19 protein-coding genes, 1 other RNA gene and 1 pseudogene are annotated in these 21247 nt (G+C 61.7%); 18 read left to right on the top strand and 3 right to left on the bottom strand.

Annotation, left to right across the window (positions count from 1 at the left end):
* A pseudogene (locus RIFP1SYM_RS06395) lies at positions 1 to 230 on the bottom strand (penicillin-binding protein activator); the annotation flags it as partial.
* Positions 231 to 283: 53 nt separating this feature from the next.
* Here RIFP1SYM_RS06395 and rsmI point away from each other — a divergent pair.
* Positions 284 to 1129 (top strand): 16S rRNA (cytidine(1402)-2'-O)-methyltransferase, encoded by an 846-nt coding sequence (rsmI, locus tag RIFP1SYM_RS06390; protein WP_039959871.1) that lies wholly within the window; start codon positions 284 to 286, stop codon positions 1127 to 1129.
* Between the two features lie 53 nt (positions 1130 to 1182).
* Here rsmI and RIFP1SYM_RS06385 read toward each other — a convergent pair whose 3' ends face one another.
* Positions 1183 to 1623, bottom strand: coding sequence for an Hsp20/alpha crystallin family protein (locus tag RIFP1SYM_RS06385; protein ID WP_005960924.1), 441 nt, complete (start codon positions 1621 to 1623; stop codon positions 1183 to 1185).
* Between the two features lie 163 nt (positions 1624 to 1786).
* Positions 1787 to 3913, bottom strand: coding sequence for a YgiQ family radical SAM protein (locus RIFP1SYM_RS06380; RefSeq protein ID WP_005960923.1), 2127 nt, complete (start codon positions 3911 to 3913; stop codon positions 1787 to 1789).
* A gap of 175 nt (positions 3914 to 4088) precedes the next feature.
* On the opposite strand from RIFP1SYM_RS06380, the gene rnpB reads away from it, so the two are divergent.
* The 17 genes from rnpB (at position 4089) to ftsA (ending at position 21209) form a co-directional block, all read left to right on the top strand.
* An RNA gene (gene rnpB, locus RIFP1SYM_RS16385) (RNase P RNA component class A) lies at positions 4089 to 4437 on the top strand.
* A gap of 261 nt (positions 4438 to 4698) precedes the next feature.
* Complete coding sequence (gene mraZ / locus RIFP1SYM_RS06375) at positions 4699 to 5154, top strand: division/cell wall cluster transcriptional repressor MraZ (RefSeq protein ID WP_005960922.1); 456 nt, start codon at positions 4699 to 4701, stop codon at positions 5152 to 5154.
* Positions 5155 to 5156: 2 nt separating this feature from the next.
* The gene (rsmH, locus tag RIFP1SYM_RS06370; RefSeq protein WP_005960921.1) at positions 5157 to 6092 is read left to right on the top strand and encodes a 16S rRNA (cytosine(1402)-N(4))-methyltransferase RsmH; all 936 of its coding nucleotides are present in this window, start codon (positions 5157 to 5159) and stop codon (positions 6090 to 6092) included.
* Positions 6092 to 6361, top strand: a complete 270-nt coding sequence (ftsL, locus tag RIFP1SYM_RS06365) for a cell division protein FtsL (RefSeq protein WP_005960920.1) — start codon at positions 6092 to 6094, stop codon at positions 6359 to 6361. Before rsmH ends, ftsL begins: the two co-directional genes overlap by 1 nt.
* Position 6362: 1 nt before the next feature.
* The gene (locus tag RIFP1SYM_RS06360) at positions 6363 to 8099 is read left to right on the top strand and encodes a peptidoglycan D,D-transpeptidase FtsI family protein (RefSeq protein ID WP_005960919.1); all 1737 of its coding nucleotides are present in this window, start codon (positions 6363 to 6365) and stop codon (positions 8097 to 8099) included.
* 8 nt (positions 8100 to 8107) lie between these two features.
* Positions 8108 to 8503: a Mur ligase domain-containing protein gene (locus RIFP1SYM_RS17935; protein WP_240992038.1), complete on the top strand. Its 396-nt coding sequence runs from the start codon at positions 8108 to 8110 to the stop codon at positions 8501 to 8503.
* Positions 8391 to 9641 (top strand): UDP-N-acetylmuramoyl-L-alanyl-D-glutamate--2,6-diaminopimelate ligase, encoded by a 1251-nt coding sequence (locus RIFP1SYM_RS06355; RefSeq protein WP_240992037.1) that lies wholly within the window; start codon positions 8391 to 8393, stop codon positions 9639 to 9641. The genes RIFP1SYM_RS17935 and RIFP1SYM_RS06355 overlap by 113 nt, the downstream gene beginning before the upstream one ends.
* Complete coding sequence (locus RIFP1SYM_RS06350; RefSeq protein ID WP_005960916.1) at positions 9638 to 11002, top strand: UDP-N-acetylmuramoyl-tripeptide--D-alanyl-D-alanine ligase; 1365 nt, start codon at positions 9638 to 9640, stop codon at positions 11000 to 11002. The genes RIFP1SYM_RS06355 and RIFP1SYM_RS06350 overlap by 4 nt, the downstream gene beginning before the upstream one ends.
* A gap of 2 nt (positions 11003 to 11004) precedes the next feature.
* Positions 11005 to 12087, top strand: a complete 1083-nt coding sequence (mraY, locus tag RIFP1SYM_RS06345) for a phospho-N-acetylmuramoyl-pentapeptide-transferase (RefSeq protein ID WP_005960915.1) — start codon at positions 11005 to 11007, stop codon at positions 12085 to 12087.
* Positions 12088 to 12184: 97 nt separating this feature from the next.
* Positions 12185 to 13441, top strand: a complete 1257-nt coding sequence (murD, locus tag RIFP1SYM_RS06340; RefSeq protein WP_005960914.1) for a UDP-N-acetylmuramoyl-L-alanine--D-glutamate ligase — start codon at positions 12185 to 12187, stop codon at positions 13439 to 13441.
* A complete protein-coding gene (gene ftsW / locus RIFP1SYM_RS06335) occupies positions 13438 to 14637 on the top strand; it encodes a putative lipid II flippase FtsW (RefSeq protein WP_005960913.1) in 1200 nt (399 codons plus the stop codon). The genes murD and ftsW overlap by 4 nt, the downstream gene beginning before the upstream one ends.
* Positions 14622 to 15704, top strand: a complete 1083-nt coding sequence (gene murG, locus RIFP1SYM_RS06330; protein ID WP_005960912.1) for an undecaprenyldiphospho-muramoylpentapeptide beta-N-acetylglucosaminyltransferase — start codon at positions 14622 to 14624, stop codon at positions 15702 to 15704. Before ftsW ends, murG begins: the two co-directional genes overlap by 16 nt.
* Complete coding sequence (gene murC, locus RIFP1SYM_RS06325; protein WP_005960911.1) at positions 15697 to 17136, top strand: UDP-N-acetylmuramate--L-alanine ligase; 1440 nt, start codon at positions 15697 to 15699, stop codon at positions 17134 to 17136. The genes murG and murC overlap by 8 nt, the downstream gene beginning before the upstream one ends.
* A gap of 199 nt (positions 17137 to 17335) precedes the next feature.
* Positions 17336 to 18232 carry a UDP-N-acetylmuramate dehydrogenase gene (murB, locus tag RIFP1SYM_RS06320; protein WP_039959867.1) on the top strand — a complete coding sequence of 299 codons (897 nt, stop codon included), beginning with the start codon at positions 17336 to 17338 and terminating at the stop codon, positions 18230 to 18232.
* Entirely contained in the window at positions 18229 to 19161 is a 933-nt protein-coding gene (locus RIFP1SYM_RS06315) for a D-alanine--D-alanine ligase (RefSeq protein ID WP_005960909.1), read from the top strand. The genes murB and RIFP1SYM_RS06315 overlap by 4 nt, the downstream gene beginning before the upstream one ends.
* Positions 19158 to 19973 (top strand): cell division protein FtsQ/DivIB, encoded by an 816-nt coding sequence (locus tag RIFP1SYM_RS06310; protein WP_005960908.1) that lies wholly within the window; start codon positions 19158 to 19160, stop codon positions 19971 to 19973. The genes RIFP1SYM_RS06315 and RIFP1SYM_RS06310 overlap by 4 nt, the downstream gene beginning before the upstream one ends.
* The gene (gene ftsA / locus RIFP1SYM_RS06305) at positions 19974 to 21209 is read left to right on the top strand and encodes a cell division protein FtsA (protein WP_005960907.1); all 1236 of its coding nucleotides are present in this window, start codon (positions 19974 to 19976) and stop codon (positions 21207 to 21209) included.
* The last annotated feature ends 38 nt before the right edge of the window (positions 21210 to 21247 follow it).

Below are 21247 nucleotides of genomic sequence, written 5' to 3'. Positions count from 1 at the left end.
ATCTGTTCCTGCTCGGGCGAGCTGAGGCTTGCTGCCAGCTGTTCGAGCAGGCGGGCCGCTGCCGCATGCTCCCCCTGTTCGATCAGGCTGGCTGCCTGGGCCTGTAGAGAGGGTGGCTGCTTGACGGCTTCTGTGTCGTCCGGTCGGGGAGGAGTGCCGCCGCACCCCTGCAATAGCAGTAGTAGGGCAAACAGGGCGAGAATGGGGCGATAGAGGTTGTTGGCTTGCATGAGTCTCAAACGGGCGGCAGGATGGGCGTTGGTCCCGAGCATTGGAATGTAATGTGTCGAAAGGCGTACTTTACGTTGTAGCCACCCCCATCGGCAATCTTGATGATTTGAGCCGGCGTGCGGTGAAGGTGTTGTCGACGGTCGATCTGATTGCCGCGGAGGATACCCGCCATACTCGGCCGCTGTTGCGTCACTACGGCATCGCTACGCCGATGATGGCGTTTCACGAGCACAATGAGCGCGAGGCGATGGAGCGACTGTTGCAGCGCCTGGCGCAGGGTGAGCAGGTCGCGCTGGTCTCTGATGCGGGTACGCCGCTGATCAGTGATCCAGGTTTTCCGCTGGTGCGTGAGGCGCGCCAGCGGGGGATCGAGGTGGTGGCGGTGCCGGGGCCGAGTGCGGCGATTGCGGCGCTGTCGGTGGCGGGTCTGCCCACCGACCGGTTTCTGTTTGCTGGCTTCCCGCCGCGCCAGGGCGCGCAGCGCCGCCACTGGCTGGAGGCACTGCTAAAAGAAACTGCGACGCTGGTGTTCTATGAATCGAGCCACCGGATAAAGGCATCGCTGGCGGATATGGCGGCGGTATTTGGTAGTGAGCGTCAGGCGGTGATCGCCCGAGAGCTGACCAAGCTGCACGAGACAGTGTTGAGCGGCAGCCTGAGTTCGCTGATTGAACAGGTCGAGGCAGATGCGAATCAGCGCAAGGGGGAGTTCGTGCTGCTGTTGGCGGGAGCGGAACCGGTTAATGTGACGGACTCCGGGGCGGATGCGGAACGGATCCTGCGGGTGCTGGTCGGCGAGTTGCCGCTGAAACAGGCGGCGGCGTTGACGGCGAAAATCACCGGCCTGAAAAAAAATGCGCTCTATCAGCAGGCGCTGGCATGGAAGACTGATAGCTGAGGCGGGGAAAGCAACACGGGAGAGAGCCATACAGGCCCTCTCCCATTGTCAGCTTAGTGTGTCACCTCGATCCGGCGTGCGGTCGGTGTGGTGGTCTTGGGAATGATGACTTCGAGCACGCCATCCTTGCCGGTGGCGGTGATGGCCTCTGCATCGGCATGTTCAGGCAGCGTGAAACGCCGGTAGAAGACGCCGTGTGAGCGTTCGATACGCCGGAAGTTTTCGCGTTCCTCTTCATGCTCAATGTGCCGTTCGCCGCGGATCGTCAGTACGCCATTCTCCATGGTGACTTCGATCTTTTCGGGATCAACGCCGGGGATGTCAGCATGCAGGACATACCGGTCATCCTCTTCCTTGATATCGACCGCGGGCACCCAGTCTCCACCCACAACATGGGTTGTGTCTTCTCTCTGGAGTTGAGGGGTGAACGCGCGATCCATATCACGGCGCAACTCTTCCATCATCTGCCAGGGGTCGTAACGTGTGATTTTCATGGCTTCCTCCTTCGTTTGCCCTCTCTATCTACCTTAAGTATGGGTCCGAAAGCGCCATTTTCAAGTTTGGGATGGATTGATTGTGCGTCACATAATTTATTGAAATGAAAGGTTAATATGCGCCGTATGCGGTGCCTTTGATGGTGTTTTTTTGTTGTGTTTTTTAGCGGCCTTTGCGGCTGTGTTTGTGACGCCGTCTGGGGGGGGTTATGGCGCTTCGTCGATTGGCTGGATCTCTCCTGCCGACCCTCTTTCCCGCGGGTTTGTGGCTGCCTTGCTGGCGCTCAGTTTTCGGTTGCCAACTGGGTATCAACTGGTGTTTACCGTTGCCGATCAGGTCGGCCCGCCCCATCTGTTTCAGGGCCTCTCGCAGCACTGGCCAGTTGGCCGGGTCATGGTAGCGCAGAAATGCCTTGTGCAGGCGGCGCTGTTTTAGGCCGCGTGCTACGGTGACGATTTCACCATCACGTCGGATCCGCTTCAGCGGGTTGCGGCCGGTATGGTACATCGCCGAGGCGATCGCCAGCGGGGTTGGCAGGAACGCCTGTACCTGGTCGAGACGGAAGCCGTTGGCCTTTAGCCAGAGGGCCAGATTGAGCATGTCCTGGTCTGAGCTGCCGGGGTGGGCGGCGATGAAGTAGGGGATCAGGTACTGCTCCTTGCCGGCCTCCATGGAGTATTTTTCGAATAGCTTCTTGAAACGTTGGTAGCTGCCGATCCCCGGTTTCATCATCTTGCTCAGAGGGGCCGCTTCGGTGTGCTCAGGCGCGATCTTCAGGTAGCCGCCAACATGGTGGGTGACCAACTCCTTTATATATTCAGGATCGCGCACCGCCAGGTCGTAGCGCAGGCCTGAGGCGATGAAGATGCGTTTGATTCCGGGCAGCTTGCGGGCTCGGCGATAGAGCCGGATCAGCGGGCGATGGTTTGTCTCCATGTTGGGGCAGATGTCGGGGTAGACGCAGGAGAGGCGGCGGCAGGCGGCCTCGACCTTTTTGTCCTTGCACTGCAGCCGGTACATGTTGGCGGTGGGGCCGCCCAGATCGGAGATGTTGCCAGTAAAACCAGGCACCTGGTCGCGGATCGTCTCCACCTCGCGGATGATCGAATCCTCCGATCGGCTCTGGATGATGCGCCCCTCGTGTTCAGTGATCGAGCAGAAGGTGCAGCCGCCGAAACAGCCGCGCATGATGTTGATCGAGAAGCGGATCATCTCCCAGGCCGGGTTTTTAGCATCGCCATAGGCTGGGTGGGGTTTGCGCGTATAGGGTAGCTCGTAGATGTGGTCGAGCTCCTTTGTGGTGAGCGGAATCGGCGGCGGGTTGAGCCAGACATCGCGCTTGCCGTGGCGCTGCACCAGGGCGCGGGCGTTGCCTGGGTTGGTCTCCAGGTGGAAGACCCGGGATGCGTGGGCGTAGAGCAGCTCGTCCGACTCCACCTGATCATAAGAGGGGAGACGGATTACGGTGTGGCTGCGCTCCAGTTTGCGGGGGCGGGTGTGCAGCGTGACGCGCTGCGTTGTGTCGCAGGCCGGCTCTGCCTGATAGGGACTGGAGTGCCTGATCGATGTGCCGGGGTGGTCAATCTGGGTTGAGTCGATCTCGCTCCAGCCCTCCGGCAGCTGCTGGCGCATCAGGCCAGTGCCGCGCACGTTGGTGATCTCTGAAATCTTCTCCCCCGCCGCCNGTCGGTGGGCCACCTCCACCAGCGCCCGCTCGGCGTTGCCGTAGATCAGCAGGTCGGCCTTCGAATCAGGCAGGATCGAGCGACGCACCTTTTCCGACCAGTAGTCGTAGTGGGCGATGCGACGCAGGCTTGCCTCGATGCCACCGATGATGATCGGTACTCCCTTGCAGGCTTCGCGGGCTCGCTGAGCGTAGACGATCACCGAGCGGTCGGGGCGCTTGCCGCCCTCGCCGTTGGGAGTATAGGCATCGTCGCTACGGATGCGCCGCTCGGCGGTGTAGCGGTTGACCATCGAGTCCATGTTGCCGGCGGTAATGCCGAAGAAGAGATTGGGACGGCCGAGACGCAGGAAGTCGCTGCTCGAGTGCCAGTCGGGCTGGGCGATGATGCCGACACGAAAGCCCTGGGCCTCCAGTAGCCGTCCGATCAGCGCCATGCCGAAGCTCGGGTGGTCCACATAGGCGTCGCCGGTGACGATAATGATGTCGCAGCTGTCCCAGCCCAAGTTGTCCATCTCTGCCCGCGACATCGGCAAGACTGGCGCGCTGCCGAAGCGTTTGGCCCAGTAGGGGCGATAGTCGAAGATATTTTTGGCTGGTTGCATGGATCAGGATCTTTTCGAGCGGCCCGTCTGGGGGCCATATCTTGCTTTTGATGCGATTATTGATAGGTGCCCAACCCGGCGGATCCATCTCGGGAACAAAATTCTGTGGCCGGGTTCGGCCATTTGGGAGCTATGGCTATTGCATCTTTTCCGCTAACCCAGTAGGTTGCTAGCGGGAGTCGGCCGGACAGTCGCTGCCTCGGCAACGAGGTGGAGGAAAGTCCGGGCTCCACAGGGCAGGGTGCCAGGTAACGCCTGGGGGACGCAAGTCTACGGAAAGTGCCGCAGAAAAGATACCGCCTAAGCGCCTTTAGCGCCGGTAAGGGTGAAATGGTGCGGTAAGAGCGCACCGCGCTGACGGTAACGCCAGTGGCAGGGTAAACCCCACCCGGAGCAAGACCAAATAGGGGAGCATTGGTGTGGCCCGCATCGCTCCCGGGTAGGTTGCTTGAGGTGCACGGTGACGTGCATCCCAGATGAATGGCTGTCCTCGACAGAACCCGGCTTACAGGCCGGCTCCCCCTTTTTTTAGCCTCTCGACGAATTTCCTCCCGCAAGCGCAACGCTGTTCTCATGTTTCACATTAGGTTTTTGCGTTACCTCTTTGTGTTTAAAGAGGTTTATCTTCTGTGTGAGCAACCTTAACTCCCGCGTGTAACTAATTGATCAAACAGGGGTTTTACAATCACTCTCCTTGACAAGGTGGAGATGCGGCACCTAAGATTGGAAAAAAGTGGAATAATGTGGGTAAGAGGGGAGTTTGTTTCCAAGCGGGGGGGTGAGCGGTGTTTCGTGGGGTTTCTGCCCTGAATCTGGATGCGAAAGGCCGCATGGCTATACCGACTCGGTATCGTGAGCGGCTGGTGGAATCCTGCGACTCCCAATTGGTAATCACCGTAGATAAAGACCGCTGCCTGCTGATCTACCCCGAGCCGGTTTGGGAGGAGATCGAGCAGAAGTTGAAGGCCTTGCCCTCATTCAATAGGGCGGCACGCAATTTACAGCGGCTCTATATCGGCCACGCCCACGATCTGGAAATGGATGCTCAAGGACGAATTCTGCTGCCGACGGAACTGCGTAAGTTCGCCAATCTGCAGAAACGGGTCGCCCTGGTGGGACAGGGCGACCGTTTTGAGTTGTGGGATGAAGAGACCTGGAATCGCAATCGGGATGAGTGGTTGGAAGAGGTTGACCTGAACGATCTTGACCTGCCAGAGGAACTTGAGTCGCTCTCGATCTGACGATGACAGAGATAACAACACATAGGCCGGTACTGCTGGAGGAGGCAGTAACAGCCTTAAATATTACAGCCGAAGGGATCTATATCGACGGCACCTTCGGTAGGGGCGGACACAGCCGGCGCATACTCAAGGTATTGGGTGAGCGGGGACGATTGATCGGTATCGACAAAGATCCACAGGCGATCGTCCATGGCAGAGAACAACTGGGGGGGGATGCACGGTTCACTATCGTGCAGCAGAGCTTTGCGATGATTGCGCAAGTGGCACAGAACGCAGGTGTGGCAGGCCGGGTTGATGGGGTCCTGCTGGATTTGGGTGTCTCTTCTCCTCAGTTGGATCAGGCTGAGCGGGGGTTTAGCTTTCTGCAGGATGGTCCATTGGATATGCGCATGGATCCCAATTCGGGGATGAGTGCTGCCCAATGGCTGGCGGCTGCGACAGACAAAGAGATCGCTGATGTGCTCAAGCGTTATGGCGATGAACGCCATGCACGTCGCATCGCGCGTGCCATCGTGGCGGCACGACAAGTTGAACCGATTCTGACCACCGGACGGCTGGCGGAGATCGTCAGCGCTGCCAACCCTGCCTGGGAAAAGGGCAAACACCCTGCGACACGCAGTTTTCAGGCGATTCGCATCTTCATTAATCGAGAACTGGATGACCTGCAGCAGTTTCTCGGTCAGGTACTGGAGGTGCTGCGCCCCGGTGGGAGGCTGGCGGTAATCAGCTTCCACTCGCTGGAGGACCGGATCGTCAAACGTTTCATGCGCGACCAGGCGAAGGGAGATCGCTTCCCTGCTGGTGTCCCGGTCACCCAGGCGCAGCTGCAGCCGCGTTTGAAACTGCTGGGCAAGGCGATACGGCCGGGTGCAGACGAGACCGAGTCGAACCCGCGGGCGCGCAGTGCCGTTTTGCGCGTTGCCGAGAGGCTTGCCTGATGTCGGCGCGGAGCTGGTTGCTCGCCCTTCTGATGGTTGCAGTGGTGCTGTCGGGGATCGGTGTGGTCTACGCAAAATACCTCAGCAGAAAGCAGTTTGTGCGTCTGCAGGAGTTACTGACAGAGCGGGAGAAGATCGGTATCGAATGGGGGCGTCTGCAGCTTGAGGAGAGCACACTCGCTACCCACTCGCGAGTGGAGCGGGTAGCGCGGGGCAGCCTCGGCATGCACCTGCCCCGGTTCGATGAAGTGGTGGTGATAAGGCGCTGAGATGGCGGCAAGCAAGAAAAAACGACAGCAGAGCGATACTGCGCGGGAACCCGGCTACCGGGGCCGGCGCTGGCTTGTGCTCGGCATTTTTCTGCTCGCCTATGGTCTGTTGGTGTGGGGGGCGATCGACCGCCAGGTGCTGCAGACCACGTTTCTGCAGGAGCAGGGTGAGCGCCGTTACCTGCGGGTGATGAAGGTGAGCGCCAGTCGCGGCATGATCACCGATCGCAACGGCGAGCCACTGGCGATCAGCACCCCGGTCAAGACTGTTATCGCCAACCCACGCAAAATTAATGTGGACGGGAAGACGATCGGCGCGCTGGCCGCCATCCTTGATTTGGATGCCGACTGGCTGCGCCGGCAGCTTTCGCGCGACAAGGGGTTCGTCTTTCTCAAGCGGCGTATCGACCCGGACACTGCTGCGGAGGTGGAAGCACTCAATATCAAAGAGATCAGTCTGGTCTCCGAATATCGCCGTTTCTACCCCAGTGGCGAGGTGATGGCCCATGTGCTCGGCTTCACCGGGATGGACGACCAGGGACAGGAGGGCATGGAGCTGGCCTACGACGAGTGGCTGAAGGGTGCGCCCGGCGCCAAGCGGGTGATCAAAGATGGCCATGGCCGGGTGGTGGAGAATGTGGAGAATATCCGCAGCCCAAAACCGGGCAACGAACTGGTCCTGAGCATTGACCGGCGGCTGCAGTTTCTCGCCTATCGCGAGCTGAAGGCGGCAGTCACTAAACACAAGGCGAAGTCGGGTTCGGCTGTGATTCTCGATGTGCGCAGTGGCGAGGTGCTGGCGATGGTCAACCGTCCCTCCTATAACCCGAATGCACGGCGCGACAGCCACCACTCCAGTTTCCGCAACCGCGTGGTGACCGATGTCTTCGAACCGGGCTCGACGCTCAAGCCGTTCACTGTTGCTGCCGCCCTGGAACAGGGCCGTTTCACCGCTGACACACCGATTGACGTCAATCCAGGACAGCTGCGGGTGGGGCGCCATTGGGTGCGCGATCATCGCAACTATGGCCGTATCGATGTTAAGACGGTGCTGCAGAAGTCGAGCAACGTGGGGATTAGCAAGATCGCCTTGGCGCTCAAGCCGGAGACCCTCTGGAACTTCTACACCCGACTCGGCTTCGGCAGCAGCAGCGAGAGTCTTTTTCCCGGCGAGTCGAGTGGCAGCCTGCCCCACTTTTCTGACTGGAGCGCGTTTGAACAGGCCACCCTCTCCTTCGGCTATGGGCTGGCACTGACCCCCCTGCAACTGGCCCGCGCCTATGCGGTGATCGCCAATGACGGGGTGCAGCTGCCGGTCTCGATGTTGAAGCTGGAGCAGCCGTCGAAAGGGAAACGGGTGATGCGCCGCAGCAATGCCCGTGCCCTGGTGAAGATGCTGGAGGCGGTGGTCGCCGAGGGTGGTACCGCACCGCAGGCGGCGGTGCCTGGCTACCGGGTGGCGGGCAAGACCGGTACCGCCAAAAAGTCGGTCAAGGGAGGGTATGCGGATGATCGCTACCTCGCCCTGTTTGTCGGCATGGCGCCGGCGACCGATCCACGCTTGGTGATGGCGGTGCTGATCAATGAACCCCGAGGTAAAGAGTTCTATGGTGGCAAGGTTGCGGCCCCGGTCTTCTCCCGGGTGATGAGTGGCGCGCTGCGGATTCTCAATATCCCCCCCGACAACCTGGCGTTGCCGTCGGGGTCGCGACTGGTACAGATGGAAGCGGGGCGATGAAGAGTGCGATGAACAGGTCTCAGACCGTGTCGCTGCAGGATCTGCTGGCAGGCTTGGCAGAGATCGATGCCGCCCAGGAGCGCCCCATCTCCTGCCTTGCCATCGACAGCCGCAACCTCTGCCCCGGCGGGCTGTTTCTCGCCTGTCAGGGGGGCGACCGGCACGGTCTCGACTTTACCGAACAGGCGCTGGCGCAGGGGGCAGTGGCGATCGCCTGGGAGCCAAATGGCCCTGAGGTTCAATCGACAGGCGGAGCGGTTGGCGACGCAACTCCCGATTCCATTGATTCGAGTGGAGGGGCTGACACGTCTGGCGAGCCTGATCGCCGCCCGCTTTTTCGCCTATCCCAGCCGTTCGATGACGGTGATCGGTGTTACCGGAACCAACGGCAAGACCAGCGTTAGCCATCTGCTGGCCCAGGCCCTCGATAGCGAGGCGCGTTGCGGCGTGGTTGGTACCCTCGGCGCAGGTTTCCCAGAGGCCCTGGAGGCCACCGGCTACACCACCCCGGATGCGGTCAGCGTGCAGGGGTTGCTGGCGGAGCTGAAAGCAAAGGGCGCGCGCAGCGTGGCGATGGAGATCTCCTCTCATGCGCTGCATCAATCGCGGGTCGAGGCGGTGCACTTCGATATCGCCGTGTTCACCAACCTCAGCCGCGACCACTTTGACTACCATGGCAGCTTTGGCAACTATGCCGCGGCCAAGCGGCGTCTGTTTCAGATGCCCGACCTGCGCTGTGCGGTGCTCAACATGGATCAGCCGTTTGGCCTGGAATTGCTCGGCAGTCTGGCCGGCGATGTGGATGCAGTGGGCTACTCCGCCGACCTTGAGAGTGCCTTCCCAGAGCGTCTGAGTGGCTGGATACGGGCCGAACGCATTCTGCCCACCGCGCGGGGCATGGAGATCCAGCTGGAGAGCAGCTGGGGCTCAGGTCTGTTGCAGACCGAACTGATGGGCAGCTTCAATGCCGACAACCTGCTGGCAGCGCTGGCGGTGCTGCTCTACAAAGGGTGGGACTGGTCCGAAGCGATCGCTGCACTCGCCTCGATCAAAACTATTGCCGGTCGACTGGAGCGCTTCGAAGGCGAGGCTGGGCCGATGGTGATTGTCGACTACGCCCACACTCCAGATGCCCTGCAAAAGGCGCTCGAGGTGTTGCGTGGCCACTGCCAGGGTTCGCTCTCGGTGGTGTTCGGCTGCGGCGGCGACCGCGACCGTGGTAAGCGACCGCAGATGGGAGCGGTCGCTGAGCGCCTCGCCGATCGGGTGATCCTCACCGATGACAACCCGCGTAGTGAGGCCAGTGAGACGATCATCCAGCAGATTCTGAGCGGCATGCAGCAACCCGACATGGTGCAAGTTGAGACAGATCGGGCTCAAGCGATCCGTCTGGCTGTGGAGTCTGCCGGCACCGATGATCTGGTGCTGATCGCCGGCAAGGGCCACGAGCGCTGGCAGGAGATCGGCGATCGGCGCATCCCCTTCGATGACCGGGAGCAGGTGCAGCGGCTGCTCGGTATTGCTGCGGAGGGGCAGCAGTGAATCAGTTCAGCCTCTATCAGGCGGCGGAGCAGATCGACGGTATGCTGTTCGGCATGGAGCGCAGCTTTGGTGCGGTCAGCACCGATACTCGCACCCTGCAGCCCGGTGATCTCTACGTGGCCTTAAAGGGCCCCAACTTCGATGGCCACGAGTTTCTCTACGAGGCCGAACTGCGCGGTGCGGTGGCGGCGCTGGTCAGTGAACGCACGACTGCGCACCTACCGCTGATCCTGGTCGATGACACCCGGCTCGCGCTGGGGCGGCTGGCGGCGGCTTGGCGTCAGGCCTTCCCGGTGCCGCTGGTGGCGGTGACCGGCTCCAACGGCAAGACTACGGTCAAGGAGATGCTTGCCGCGATCCTCAGCCAGCGCGGCAAGGTGCTGGCGACCCAGGGCAATCTGAACAACGATATCGGCATGCCGCTGACCCTGCTACGCCAACAGGATGAGGCGTTTGCGGTGATCGAGATGGGGGCCAATCACCCAGGTGAGATCGCCGTCCTGAGCGGGATCGCGCGCCCCGACGTGGCACTGATCACCAACGCTGGGGCCGCTCATCTGGAGGGTTTCGGCACGCTCGACGGCGTCGCCAAGGCGAAGGGGGAGATCATCCAGGGTCTGACCGACGACGGCACGCTGGTATTGAATCGTGATGATGCCTACTTTCCCTTCTGGCAGAAGCAGGCCGAGGGTCGGCGTCTGCTGACCTTCGGCACCCATCCCGAGGCGCAGTTGCGACTGGATGCGGAGGCCGCCGAGACCCGCTGGGAGGCGGACGGCTTTATCGTGCATGCGCCGCTCTTCTATCAGGACACAGAGCTGCAGTTAAAGCTGGCCCTCGGTGGACGCCACAACCTGATCAATGCTGCTGCCGCCGCTGCCGCTGCGATTGCCCTAGGGGCCTCTGAAAAGGATGTGGTGGCAGGTCTGGCCGGCATGCGGCCGGTGAAAGGGCGTCTGCAGACCCGCATGGCGGCGGGCGTACGGCTCATCGACGACAGCTACAACGCCAATCCCGATTCGGTCAGCGTCGCCATCGAGCTGTTGGCGCAGGCGCCGGGGCAGCGTTGGCTGGTGCTGGGTGATTTGGCCGAACTGGGCCAGGGCGCAGTGCGTCTGCACCGGCAGATTGGTGAACAGGCGCAGCGTGCCGGCATCGATGTGCTGTGGAGTGTGGGAGAGCTAAGCCGCGAGGCGTCGGTGGCGTTTGCCGGGGCCGGGCGCCATTTTGAAGATAGGGAGGCACTGGCTGAGGCGCTGCGGGAGGGCGCAGCTAGTGGTGACACGATACTTATAAAGGGCTCACGATCTGCCGGGATGGAGCAGGTCGTAGATGCCTTGGCCGGCCAGGGGGGAGACTGACCATGCTGCTTTATCTGACAGATTGGCTCGCGCAGTACCACAGCGCGTTCAATGTCTTTCAATACTTGACCATGCGCACCATCCTTGGCGTGCTGACTGCGCTGCTGATCTCGCTGCTGGTGGGGCCGGTTATGATTCGCCGGCTGAGCCACCATCAGATCGGCCAGACGGTGCGCGATGACGGCCCGGAGAGCCACTTCTCCAAGGCCGGTACACCGACCATGGGCGGTGCGCTGATTCTGGTGGCGATCACCATCGCCACCCTGTTGTGGGCCGACCTGGGCAACCGTTATGTCTGGATCGTGCTGATCGTCACCCTGTTGTTCGGCATCATCGGTCTGGTCGACGACTACAAAAAGCTGGTGAAGCGTGACCCACGCGGCTTGATCGCCCGTTGGAAATATTTCTGGCAGACCCTGGTCGGGTTGGCGGTGGCCGTGACCTTTTATGTGACCGCGAATGCGCCGGAAGCGACTGAGCTGCTGGTCCCCTACACCAAGAACCTGGCCATCGACCTGGGGCCCTGGTTCATCCTCTTCGCCTATCTGGTGATCGTCGGTTCCTCCAATGCGGTCAACCTCACCGATGGTCTGGATGGGCTGGCGATCCTGCCCACTGTGATGGTGGGCGGCGCGCTGGGCATCTTCGCCTATCTCACCGGGCATGTGGATTTTGCTGGCTATCTGAAGATTCCCTACCTGCCCGGAGTGGGTGAGCTGGTGGTGTTCTGTGCTGCGTTGGTGGGGGCCGGGCTGGGCTTCCTCTGGTTTAACGCCTATCCGGCCCAGGTCTTCATGGGAGATGTGGGTGCGCTGGCCCTCGGCGCTGCGCTGGGTGCGGTAGCGGTGGCGGTGCGCCAGGAGATGGTGCTGTTCATCATGGGCGGGGTGTTCGTGATGGAGACGGTCTCGGTGGTGCTACAGGTCAGCTCCTTCAAGCTGACCGGGCGACGTATCTTCCGCATGGCGCCGCTGCACCACCACTTTGAGTTGAAGGGATGGCCTGAACCACGGGTCATTGTACGTTTCTGGATCATCACCGTGGTTCTGGTGTTGATCGGACTGGCGAGTTTGAAGATCCGCTGATGCCAAACGTGATGCAACAAACCGCCAGAACGCTGGTGTCGGGCTGGGCAAAACCGGCCTCTCCTGCGCCCGCTACCTCACTGCCCAAGGGGTCGCGGTGGCGGTGACCGACAGTCGTCAGCAGCCGCCGGGGCTGCAGGCGCTGCGCGAGGAGATGCCCGATCTGGCGCTGTTTCTCGGCGGCTTCCAGCCGGAGGTGTTCGCGGCGGCCGAACGGCTGGTGATCAGCCCCGGGCTGTCGCTACAGACCCCGGTGATCGGCGCCGCCATCGAGCGTGGCGTCCCGGTGGTGGGGGATATCGAGCTGTTTGCCCAGGCGGCCAACGCGCCGATCATCGCGATCACCGGCTCCAACGGCAAGAGCACCGTCACCACCCTGCTGGGTGAGATGGCGAAGGTGGCTGGGCTCAACGTGGCGGTGGGCGGCAATCTGGGCGAACCGGCCCTTGATCTGCTGGATGAGGATGTGCAGCTCTATGTGGTCGAGCTCTCCAGTTTTCAGCTGGAGACCACCCAGAGCCTGCGGGCGAAGGTGGCAGTGGTGCTGAATATCGCTGCCGATCACATGGATCGCTACGTCAGTCTGGATGACTACATCGCAGCCAAGGCGGTGGTCTACCGCAATGCCGAGCAGCGGGTGGTTAACCGGGATGATCCCCGGGTGGTGGCGATGGTGGCCGATCTCGATAACACGCTCGGCTTTACCCTTGGTGAACCAAAAGGTGAGGATTTTGGCGTCAGGCGCGTGGCAGGGAAGCGCTGGCTTTGTCGTGCTAACGAGTTGCTGATGCCGGCTGCGGATCTGCGCATTCCTGGTGAGCACAACCTGGCTAACGGATTGGCGGCTTTGGCCTTGGGCAGCGCTGCCGGGTTGGCGATGGCGCCGATGCTGGAGGCACTGCGCGGTTTCTGCGGCTTGCCGCACCGCACCGAGTTTATCGCCGAAAAGCGTGGGCTGCGTTGGTATAACGACTCCAAGGGGACCAATGTTGGTGCCACCGCTGCGGCGCTGGAGGGGTTGCACCCGGAGCATGGCGAGAGCCGCACCGTGCTGATTGCCGGTGGTGACTGCAAAGGGGCCGATTTCAGCGAGCTGGCGCCGGTGGTGGCGCGCACTGCACGGGCGGTGATCCTGATCGGTCGGGATGCGCCGCTGATCGAAGAGGTGCTGAGCGGCTGCGCCCAGCTGGTGCATGTAAAATCGATGAAGAACGCGGTCGAGCTGGCGGCTCAGCATGGGTTGCCAGGGGACCGCGTGTTGCTCTCCCCCGCCTGCGCCAGTTTCGATATGTTCGCCAGTTTTGAGGATCGGGGTGAGCAGTTTGCTCGGGCGGTGGAGGCGCTGGACGAATGAATACAGCAGTACGCCCGCAAGCGATAACCGGCAAAGGTGGTTCGCTGCCAGCCCTGCCGCAGCTCGACTACTGGCTGCTGGGCGCCGCTTTGGTGCTGCTCTGTTTTGGCATGGTGATGGTCGCCTCTGCCTCGATGTGGGTGGGTGAGCGCATCGGCGGCACGCCTTTTTTCTATGTTATTCGTCACGCCATCGCTATCGGTCTGGGCGTCAGTGCAGCGCTGCTGTTGTCGCAGGTTTCGATCCGGCAGTGGCAGCAGGCGGGGCCGCTGCTGGTGTTCTTGGGTATGGGATTGCTGTTGATTTTGCTGATGCCCGGCGTCGGCAAGACGGTTAATGGTGCGACCCGTTGGATTCCGCTGGGGCCATTCAACCTGCAGAGCTCGGAGTTCATGAAGCTCTTCATGGTGATCTACATCGCCGGTTATCTGGTGCGTCGTAGTGAGGAGGTCAGCAACTCTTTCTGGGGCTTTGTTAAGCCGATGCTGGTGCTGGCTCCGACTGGGGTGCTGATCCTGCTACAGCCCGATTTCGGCACCACGGTGGTGCTGTTTGCGACGGTGCTCGGCATGTTGCTGCTTGGCGGTGTGAAGCTTTGGCAGTTCTCGATCTTGCTTGGCATGGCGGTCTCCGCCGCCAGCGCGCTGGCCTACTTCTCCACCTATCGTTGGGCGCGCATTACTTCCTTCGTCAACCCCTGGGATGATCCCTTCAAGAGTGACTTCCAGCTCTCCCAGGCGTTGATCGCCTTCGGTCGCGGTGAGATCAGCGGTGTCGGTCTGGGCAACGGTATACAGAAGCAGTTTTATCTGCCGGAGGCCCACACCGACTTCCTGATGGCGGTGGTCGGTGAGGAGTTCGGCCTGATTGGTACCTTGGTGGTGATCGCGCTGTTCTTCTTCATCAGCTGGCGGGCGTTTGGCCTCGGCTGGCGAGCTGAGCGTCTGGGGCAGCGCTTTTCTGCCTATCTGGCCTACGGGTTTGGCATCTGGATCGGCATCCAAGCGTTCATCAACATCGGTGTGAATGTGGGAGTGCTGCCGACCAAGGGGTTGACCCTACCGTTCATGAGCTACGGTAGTAACAGCATTGTTGTTGTCTGTATTGTGATGGCTCTGCTACTGCGGGTCGATTACGAGGTGCGTCAGGCGTCCCGGGAGACACAGAGGAGGGCCGCCAAGTGGAGTCGCGCGTGATGGTGATGGCCGGCGGTACTGGCGGGCATGTATTTCCGGCACTGGCGGTGGCGCAGTGGCTGCAGCAGCAGGGCTGCGGGGTGTTCTGGTTGGGCACCCCCGGTGGTATGGAGTCACGTCTGATCCCGCACTACGGCATTGAGATCGAGCAGGTCGAGATCAAAGGTGTGCGTGGGACAGGGTTGAAACGTCGTCTGGCCGCCCCTTTCGTGTTGCTGCGCGCGCTCTGGCAAGTGTCAGTGATCCTGCGGCGCAAGCGGCCCGCTCTGGTGCTTGGTATGGGCGGTTTTGTCTCCGGTCCTGGCGGCCTGATGGCCTGGGTGATGCGCATCCCGTTGGTGATCCAGGAGCAGAATGCGGTGCCGGGGCTGACCAACCGGCTGCTGGCGCCGCTGGCTCGACGGGTCTTCGAAGCCTTTCCCGGCAGCTTTGATGCGGCTCGTAGGGCCCTCAATTCGGGTAATCCGGTGCGCGCTGAGATCACTGCGTTGGCGGCGCCGGCTGAGCGGTTTGCGGCGCGCAGCGGGCCGCTGCGACTGTTGGTGCTGGGCGGCTCCCTGGGGGCTCAGGCATTAAATGAGACCGTGCCGAAGGCACTGGCGCTGCTTGAGCCGGCGCAGCGGCCGCAAGTGCGCCACCAGGCGGGTGAGCGGAATTTCGTGGTGGCGCAGCAGGCCTATCGGGACCTCGGCATCAGCGCCGAGGTGAAACCTTTTGAAGAGGATATGGCGGCGGCCTACGGCTGGGCTGATCTGGTGATCTGCCGGGCTGGTGCGCTGACCATCTCGGAGCTGGCGGCAGCCGGTCTGGGAGCGATCTTAGTGCCCTATCCCCATGCGGTGGATGACCACCAGACCCGGAATGCTGCCTTCCTGGTGAATGCCGGGGCGGCGCAATTGCTGCCGCAGAGCGAGCTGGATGCGGCGGATCTGGCAGATCGATTGAGTCGCCTGAGCGCTGATCGTGGCGAACTGATGAAGATGGCCGGGGCCGCACGTGCCTTGGCACAACCTGACGCAGCAGAGCGGGTTGGTCGCGCCTGTCTGGAGGTAATGAACCATGAATGAAGCGGTAAGACGTCGCCACGCCCCGGACAGCATGGGCCGCATGCGACGCATCCACTTTGTCGGCATCGGCGGCGCCGGCATGAGCGGCATCGCCGAGCTGATGCTCAATCTTGGCTATGAGGTTTCTGGTTCAGATCAGCGTGAAAGCGTGGTGACCCAGCGCCTGAGTGATCTCGGCGCCGAGGTGTTTCTCAGCCATCAGGCGGGCAACGTGATCGGCTCGGATGCGGTGGTGATCTCCAGCGCCGTTAAAGAGGACAATCCCGAGGTGGTGGCGGCTCGGGAGGTACGTATTCCGGTGGTGCCGCGGGCAGAGATGCTCGCTGAGATCATGCGCTTTCTCTACAGCATTGCGGTGGCCGGCACCCACGGCAAGACCACTACCACTAGCCTGATCGCCAGCGTGCTGGCCGAGGGTGGGCTCGACCCGACCTTCGTCATCGGTGGCCGGCTCAACAGCGCTGGTGCCAATGCCAGGCTCGGAGAGGGAGACTATCTGGTGGCCGAGGCGGATGAAAGCGATGCCTCGTTTCTCTATCTGCAGCCGATGCTGTCGGTGGTGACCAATATCGACGCCGATCACATGGCCACCTACGGCGGTGATTTCGAGCGGCTGCGCGCCGCCTTTCTGGAGTTTTTGCACCATCTGCCTTTCTACGGCCTGGCGGTGCTCTGCATCGATGATCCCGAGGTGCGGCGATTGTTGCCGAAGGTGACCCGGCGGATTCGCAGCTACGGCTTCTCCGAGGATGCCGACGTGCGCGCGGTGGATGTCGAACAACAGGGCTTGACCACCCGCTTCAGGCTCGAATGCGAAGGCTGGGAGCGCGGCCAGCAGATCAGCCTTAACATGCCGGGCCGGCACAATGTGCTGAATGCGCTGGCGGCGGTAGCAGTGGCCTTGGAACTAGGGGTGGAGCCGGCCGCCATCCAACGGGCGCTACAGAGTTTTCAGGGCATCGGGCGACGGTTTCAGACCAAGGGCGAATGCCGCTGTGTGNCTGGTCAGGTGCTGCTGGTGGATGATTACGGGCACCATCCACGGGAGATCGCCGCAACCCTGCAGGCGGTGCACGAGGGGTGGCCTGGCCGGCGTATCGTGCTGGCGTTTCAGCCGCACCGCTTCAGCCGCACCCAAGAGCAGTTCGATGACTTTGTGCAAGTGCTCTCGCAAGCGGATGTGCTGTTGCTGACTGAAGTCTATGCAGCTGGCGAGGCGCCGATCCAGGGGGCTGACGGGCGCGCCCTGAGTCGTGCGGTGCGAGCCCGAGGGCAGGTCGATCCGGTGTTCGTTGAGCCGCTGGATGAACTGCCGGAGATCATCGCTGGCATTCTGCGTGACGGTGACATCGTGCTGACCCTGGGGGCGGGCAGCATCGGTACGATCGCCGCCCGCCTGCCAGAGATCCTCTGTGAGGGAGGTGAATCATGAGTGTGAGTTTTGATATGCGACGGTTGCATCATGGATGTGGTGAATCCTTGCTGCCTCATGCTGGCGGTCGTGGGTTTGTGCCTTTCCAGACAGCTCAGGCTGGCGTCAAACAGATTCAGGCAGGTAGCCGACGAGCCGACAAGCAGGCCAGCTTGGCTCAGCAGCAGGCTGCGTTGGTGAGTGGGAGGGACTCGCGTTGATGGCGGCGATGCAACCGCAGGGGCTGCGCGGCGAGATGCGTTACGACGAGCCCATGGCACGCCATACCACCTGGCGGGTGGGTGGCCCGGCGCGGCGTTTCTATCGCCCCGCCGACCGCGAGGATCTGATCCTGTTTCTGCAGGGTTTGCCAGAAGATGAAACGCTCTTCTGGCTTGGCCTGGGCAGCAACCTGCTGGTACGCGATGGGGGCTTCGACGGTACCGTGATCGCCACCCAGGGACGGCTCGATCGAATCGAGTGGCGCGGCGAACGCCAGCTCTATGTCGAGGCTGGAGTCACCTGCGCCAGGGTAGCAAGAATGGCCGCTCGGGCGGGGCTCTGCGGCGTGGAGTTTCTGGCAGGCATCCCCGGTACCTTGGGCGGCGCCCTGGCGATGAACGCCGGCGCGTTTGGCGGTGAGATCTGGCCACGGGTGATCGGTGTCGAGATGGTTGATCGGCGCGGCCGGCTGTGGTGGCGCTCGCCGGATGAGTTTGAGATCGGCTACCGCTCGGTCAAGGGGCGAGCGGGGGAGTGGTTTCTCGCCGCAGAGCTGCAACTGCTGCAGGGTGATGCGGACAGTACCCAGGCGAAGATCCGTTCTTTGTTGGAGCGCCGCGGCGCGACCCAGCCGACCCGCATGCCGAGTTGTGGCTCGGTGTTTCGCAATCCGCCGGGAGATCACGCGGCGCGCCTGATCGAGGCTGCGGGCCTCAAGGGGCTGCAGATCGGTGGCGCCCAGGTTTCGGAGAAACACTCCAACTTCATCGTTAATACGGGTGAGGCGACTGCAGCTGATATCGAGGCGCTGATCGAGCGGGTTCAGCAGCAGGTGGAGGCGCGCAGCGGAGTGCGTTTGGTCACTGAGGTGCACCGCATTGGAGAGCCGCTATGAACCATTTCCAGCCAGCAGAATTCGGTAAGGTAGCGGTGCTGATGGGCGGGTGCTCTGCGGAGCGGGAGGTCTCGCTGCGCAGCGGTGACGCGGTTTTTCAGGCGTTGTTGCGTCAAGCTATTGACGCCCATGCGGTGGATTCCGCCGAAAATCTGTTGGAGCAGTTGAGCGAAGGCGGCTTTGATCGTGCCTTCATCGTGCTGCACGGCCGTGGCGGTGAAGATGGCACGGTGCAGGGGGCGCTTGAATCGATCGGCCTGCCCTACACCGGCAGTGGTGTGCTGGGCTCGGCCCTGGGGATGGACAAGTACCGCACCAAGGCACTCTGGAGTGGTTTAGGCCTGCCAACCCCGGAGTCGCGCCTGATCGAGCGGGAGTCTGATCTGGAGGCCTCGGCCGCACTGGGTTTTCCGCTGATGATCAAGCCTGCCCGGGAGGGTTCAAGCATTGGTATGGCACGAGTCGGTAGCCGGGGTGAGCTGGAACAAGCCTGGCAGATGGCGGCTGAGTACGACCCGATGGTAATGGCGGAGCGCTGGATCACCGGCCAGGAGTACACTGCCAGCCTGCTCGGGGGCAAATCGCTGCCGCTGATCCGTCTCGAGACACCTCGCACATTTTATGACTACGAGGCCAAATACAGCGCCGATTCAACCCGTTACCACTGCCCCTGCGGCCTGCCTGCGGCAGAGGAGCAACGTCTGCAGCAGCTGGCTGCAAAGGCCTTCGAGGCGGTGGGCGCCAGCGGCTGGGGGCGGGTTGATCTGATGCTGGATGAAGCGGGCGAGCCTTGGCTGATCGAGGTTAACACGGTGCCGGGCATGACCGATCACAGTCTGGTGCCGATGGCGGCCAAAGCGGCCGGGATAGGATTCGATGAGCTGGTGATGCAGATTTTGCGAACCAGTCTGGAGCTTGCAGAGGGATGAAGCGCAGACTTAAAAAACGGCCGGCGCCTGGACGATTCGCCATGGTGGCTGGTTTTCTGCATCGTTGGGGGGTGATGCTGAGCGTCGTCGCCCTAAGCCTGGCTGCAGTGCTCTGGGGCTACCAGTGGCTGCAGCAGCCGGGAGTGATGCCGCTGCGCTCCGTGGGGATCGATGGTGAGGTTAGGTATCTGGATCGTGGGTTGCTAGAAAAGACCGTGCACGAGTCGATCCGGGGCGGCTTTTTCAGCGTCGATCTGCAGGCCGTGCGTAGTGCGGTCGAGGGACTGCCTTGGGTCGATCGGGTGAGTGTGAAGCGGCTCTGGCCCGATCGGATTGAGGTGTCAGTGGTGGAACATGAGCCTCTGGCCAGATGGGGTAAAGACGCCCTGGTGAACCAACGTGGTGAGATCTTTCGCCCGCGCAGCCTGCCGAAGATTCCCGGGCTGGTCAGCTGGGAGGGGCCGGATGCGAATGTGGCCTTGATTCACCGGAATTATCGCCGGATTCGGGCGCTGCTGGAGACGGTAGAGATGAAGCTGAAGCGCATCGTTGCTGATCAGCGTAACGCCTGGACCCTCTATACCGATGAGGGGCTGGCGCTGGTGCTTGGGCGCGGAGATGCTGCGCAGCAATTGGCGCGTTTTGTGCCTCTCTATCCGGAATTGCGCGCCAGCCGGAAACAGAAACTGCTACGGATCGATCTCCGATACACCAATGGATTCAGTGTGACCTGGGAGACTCAAATGGATCACTCGGAAAGCGCGAACTATCCACAGATGTTGTTTCGCCCAAACCGGGGAGTGGATGTCTGAATGACAAAGAAGATTGAAAAGAACCTGATCATCGGACTCGATATCGGCACCTCCAAGGTGATGGCGGTTGTCGGCGATCTCAGGCCTGATGGCGAGATCGAGATCATCGGTATCGGCTCGCACCCCTCGCGGGGATTGAAGAAAGGTGTGGTGGTCAATATCGAGTCAACGGTGCAGTCGATCCAGCGTGCCATGGAGGAGGCGGAGCTGATGGCTGGCTGTGAGATTCACTCGGTCTACGCCGGGGTGGCGGGCAGCCACATCCGCAGTCTCAACTCCTACGGCATCGTCGCAATCCGTGACAAAGAGGTGACGCAGAGTGATGTGGAGCGGGTGGTCGATGCGGCCCGCGCGGTGGCGATCCCCGCTGATCAGCGCATCCTGCACATCCTGCCGCAGGAGTTCATCATCGATGAGCAGGAAGGGATTCGTGATCCGATTGGCATGTCTGGGGTGCGCCTGGAAGCGCGCGTGCACATGGTTACCGGCGCGGTGAGCGCGGCGCAGAACATCATCAAGTGTGTGCGACGCTGCGGTCTGGAGGTGGATGACCTGATCCTGGAGCAGCTCGCCTCCAGCTATGCGGTGTTGAGTGAGGATGAGAAGGAACTCGGCGTCTGCCTAGTCGATATCGGTGGCGGCACGACCGATATTGCGGTCTTTACCGGTGGTTCGATTCGCCACACTGCGGTGATCCCGATTGCTGGTGATCAGGTTACCAACGACATTGCGGTAGCACTGCGTACCCCGACTCAGCATGCTGAAGATATCAAGATCAAATATGCCTGTGCGCTGACCCAGCTGGCGACTAGCGACGAGACTATAGAGGTGCCTTCGATCGGTGACAGGCCGCCGCGCAGGTTGTCGCGGCAGACCCTGGCCGAGGTGGTGGAGCCGCGGTACGAGGAGTTGATGATGCTGGTCCAGGCAGAGCTGCGGCGCAGTGGCTATGAAGATGTCATCGCCGGCGGCGTGGTGATGACCGGAGGCAGTGCAAAGATGGAGGGGGCGATCGAGCTGGCGGAGGAGGTCTTCCATATGCCCGTTCGGCTCGGAGTCCCGCAGACAGTGTCGGGGTTGGCAGATGTGGTACGCAATCCGATCTATTCGACCGGTGTGGGGTTGTTGCAGTTTGGTCGGCACAATCAGTATGGCGGCACATCGGAACCGATGGGCACAGGTGGCTTACGGGGGGCCTGGCAGAGCATGAAAAATTGGTTTCAAGACAATTTCTGAATGAGAGATTAAGGGCGCGGCTGAGGTAGGAACCTAGG

It is taken from the genome of endosymbiont of Riftia pachyptila (vent Ph05), from assembly GCF_000224455.1.
Classification (GTDB): domain Bacteria; phylum Pseudomonadota; class Gammaproteobacteria; order Chromatiales; family Chromatiaceae; genus Endoriftia; species Endoriftia persephonae.
Note: the sequence above shows the minus strand (reverse complement) of the source record. Positions and strands in the feature narration are given on the sequence as shown.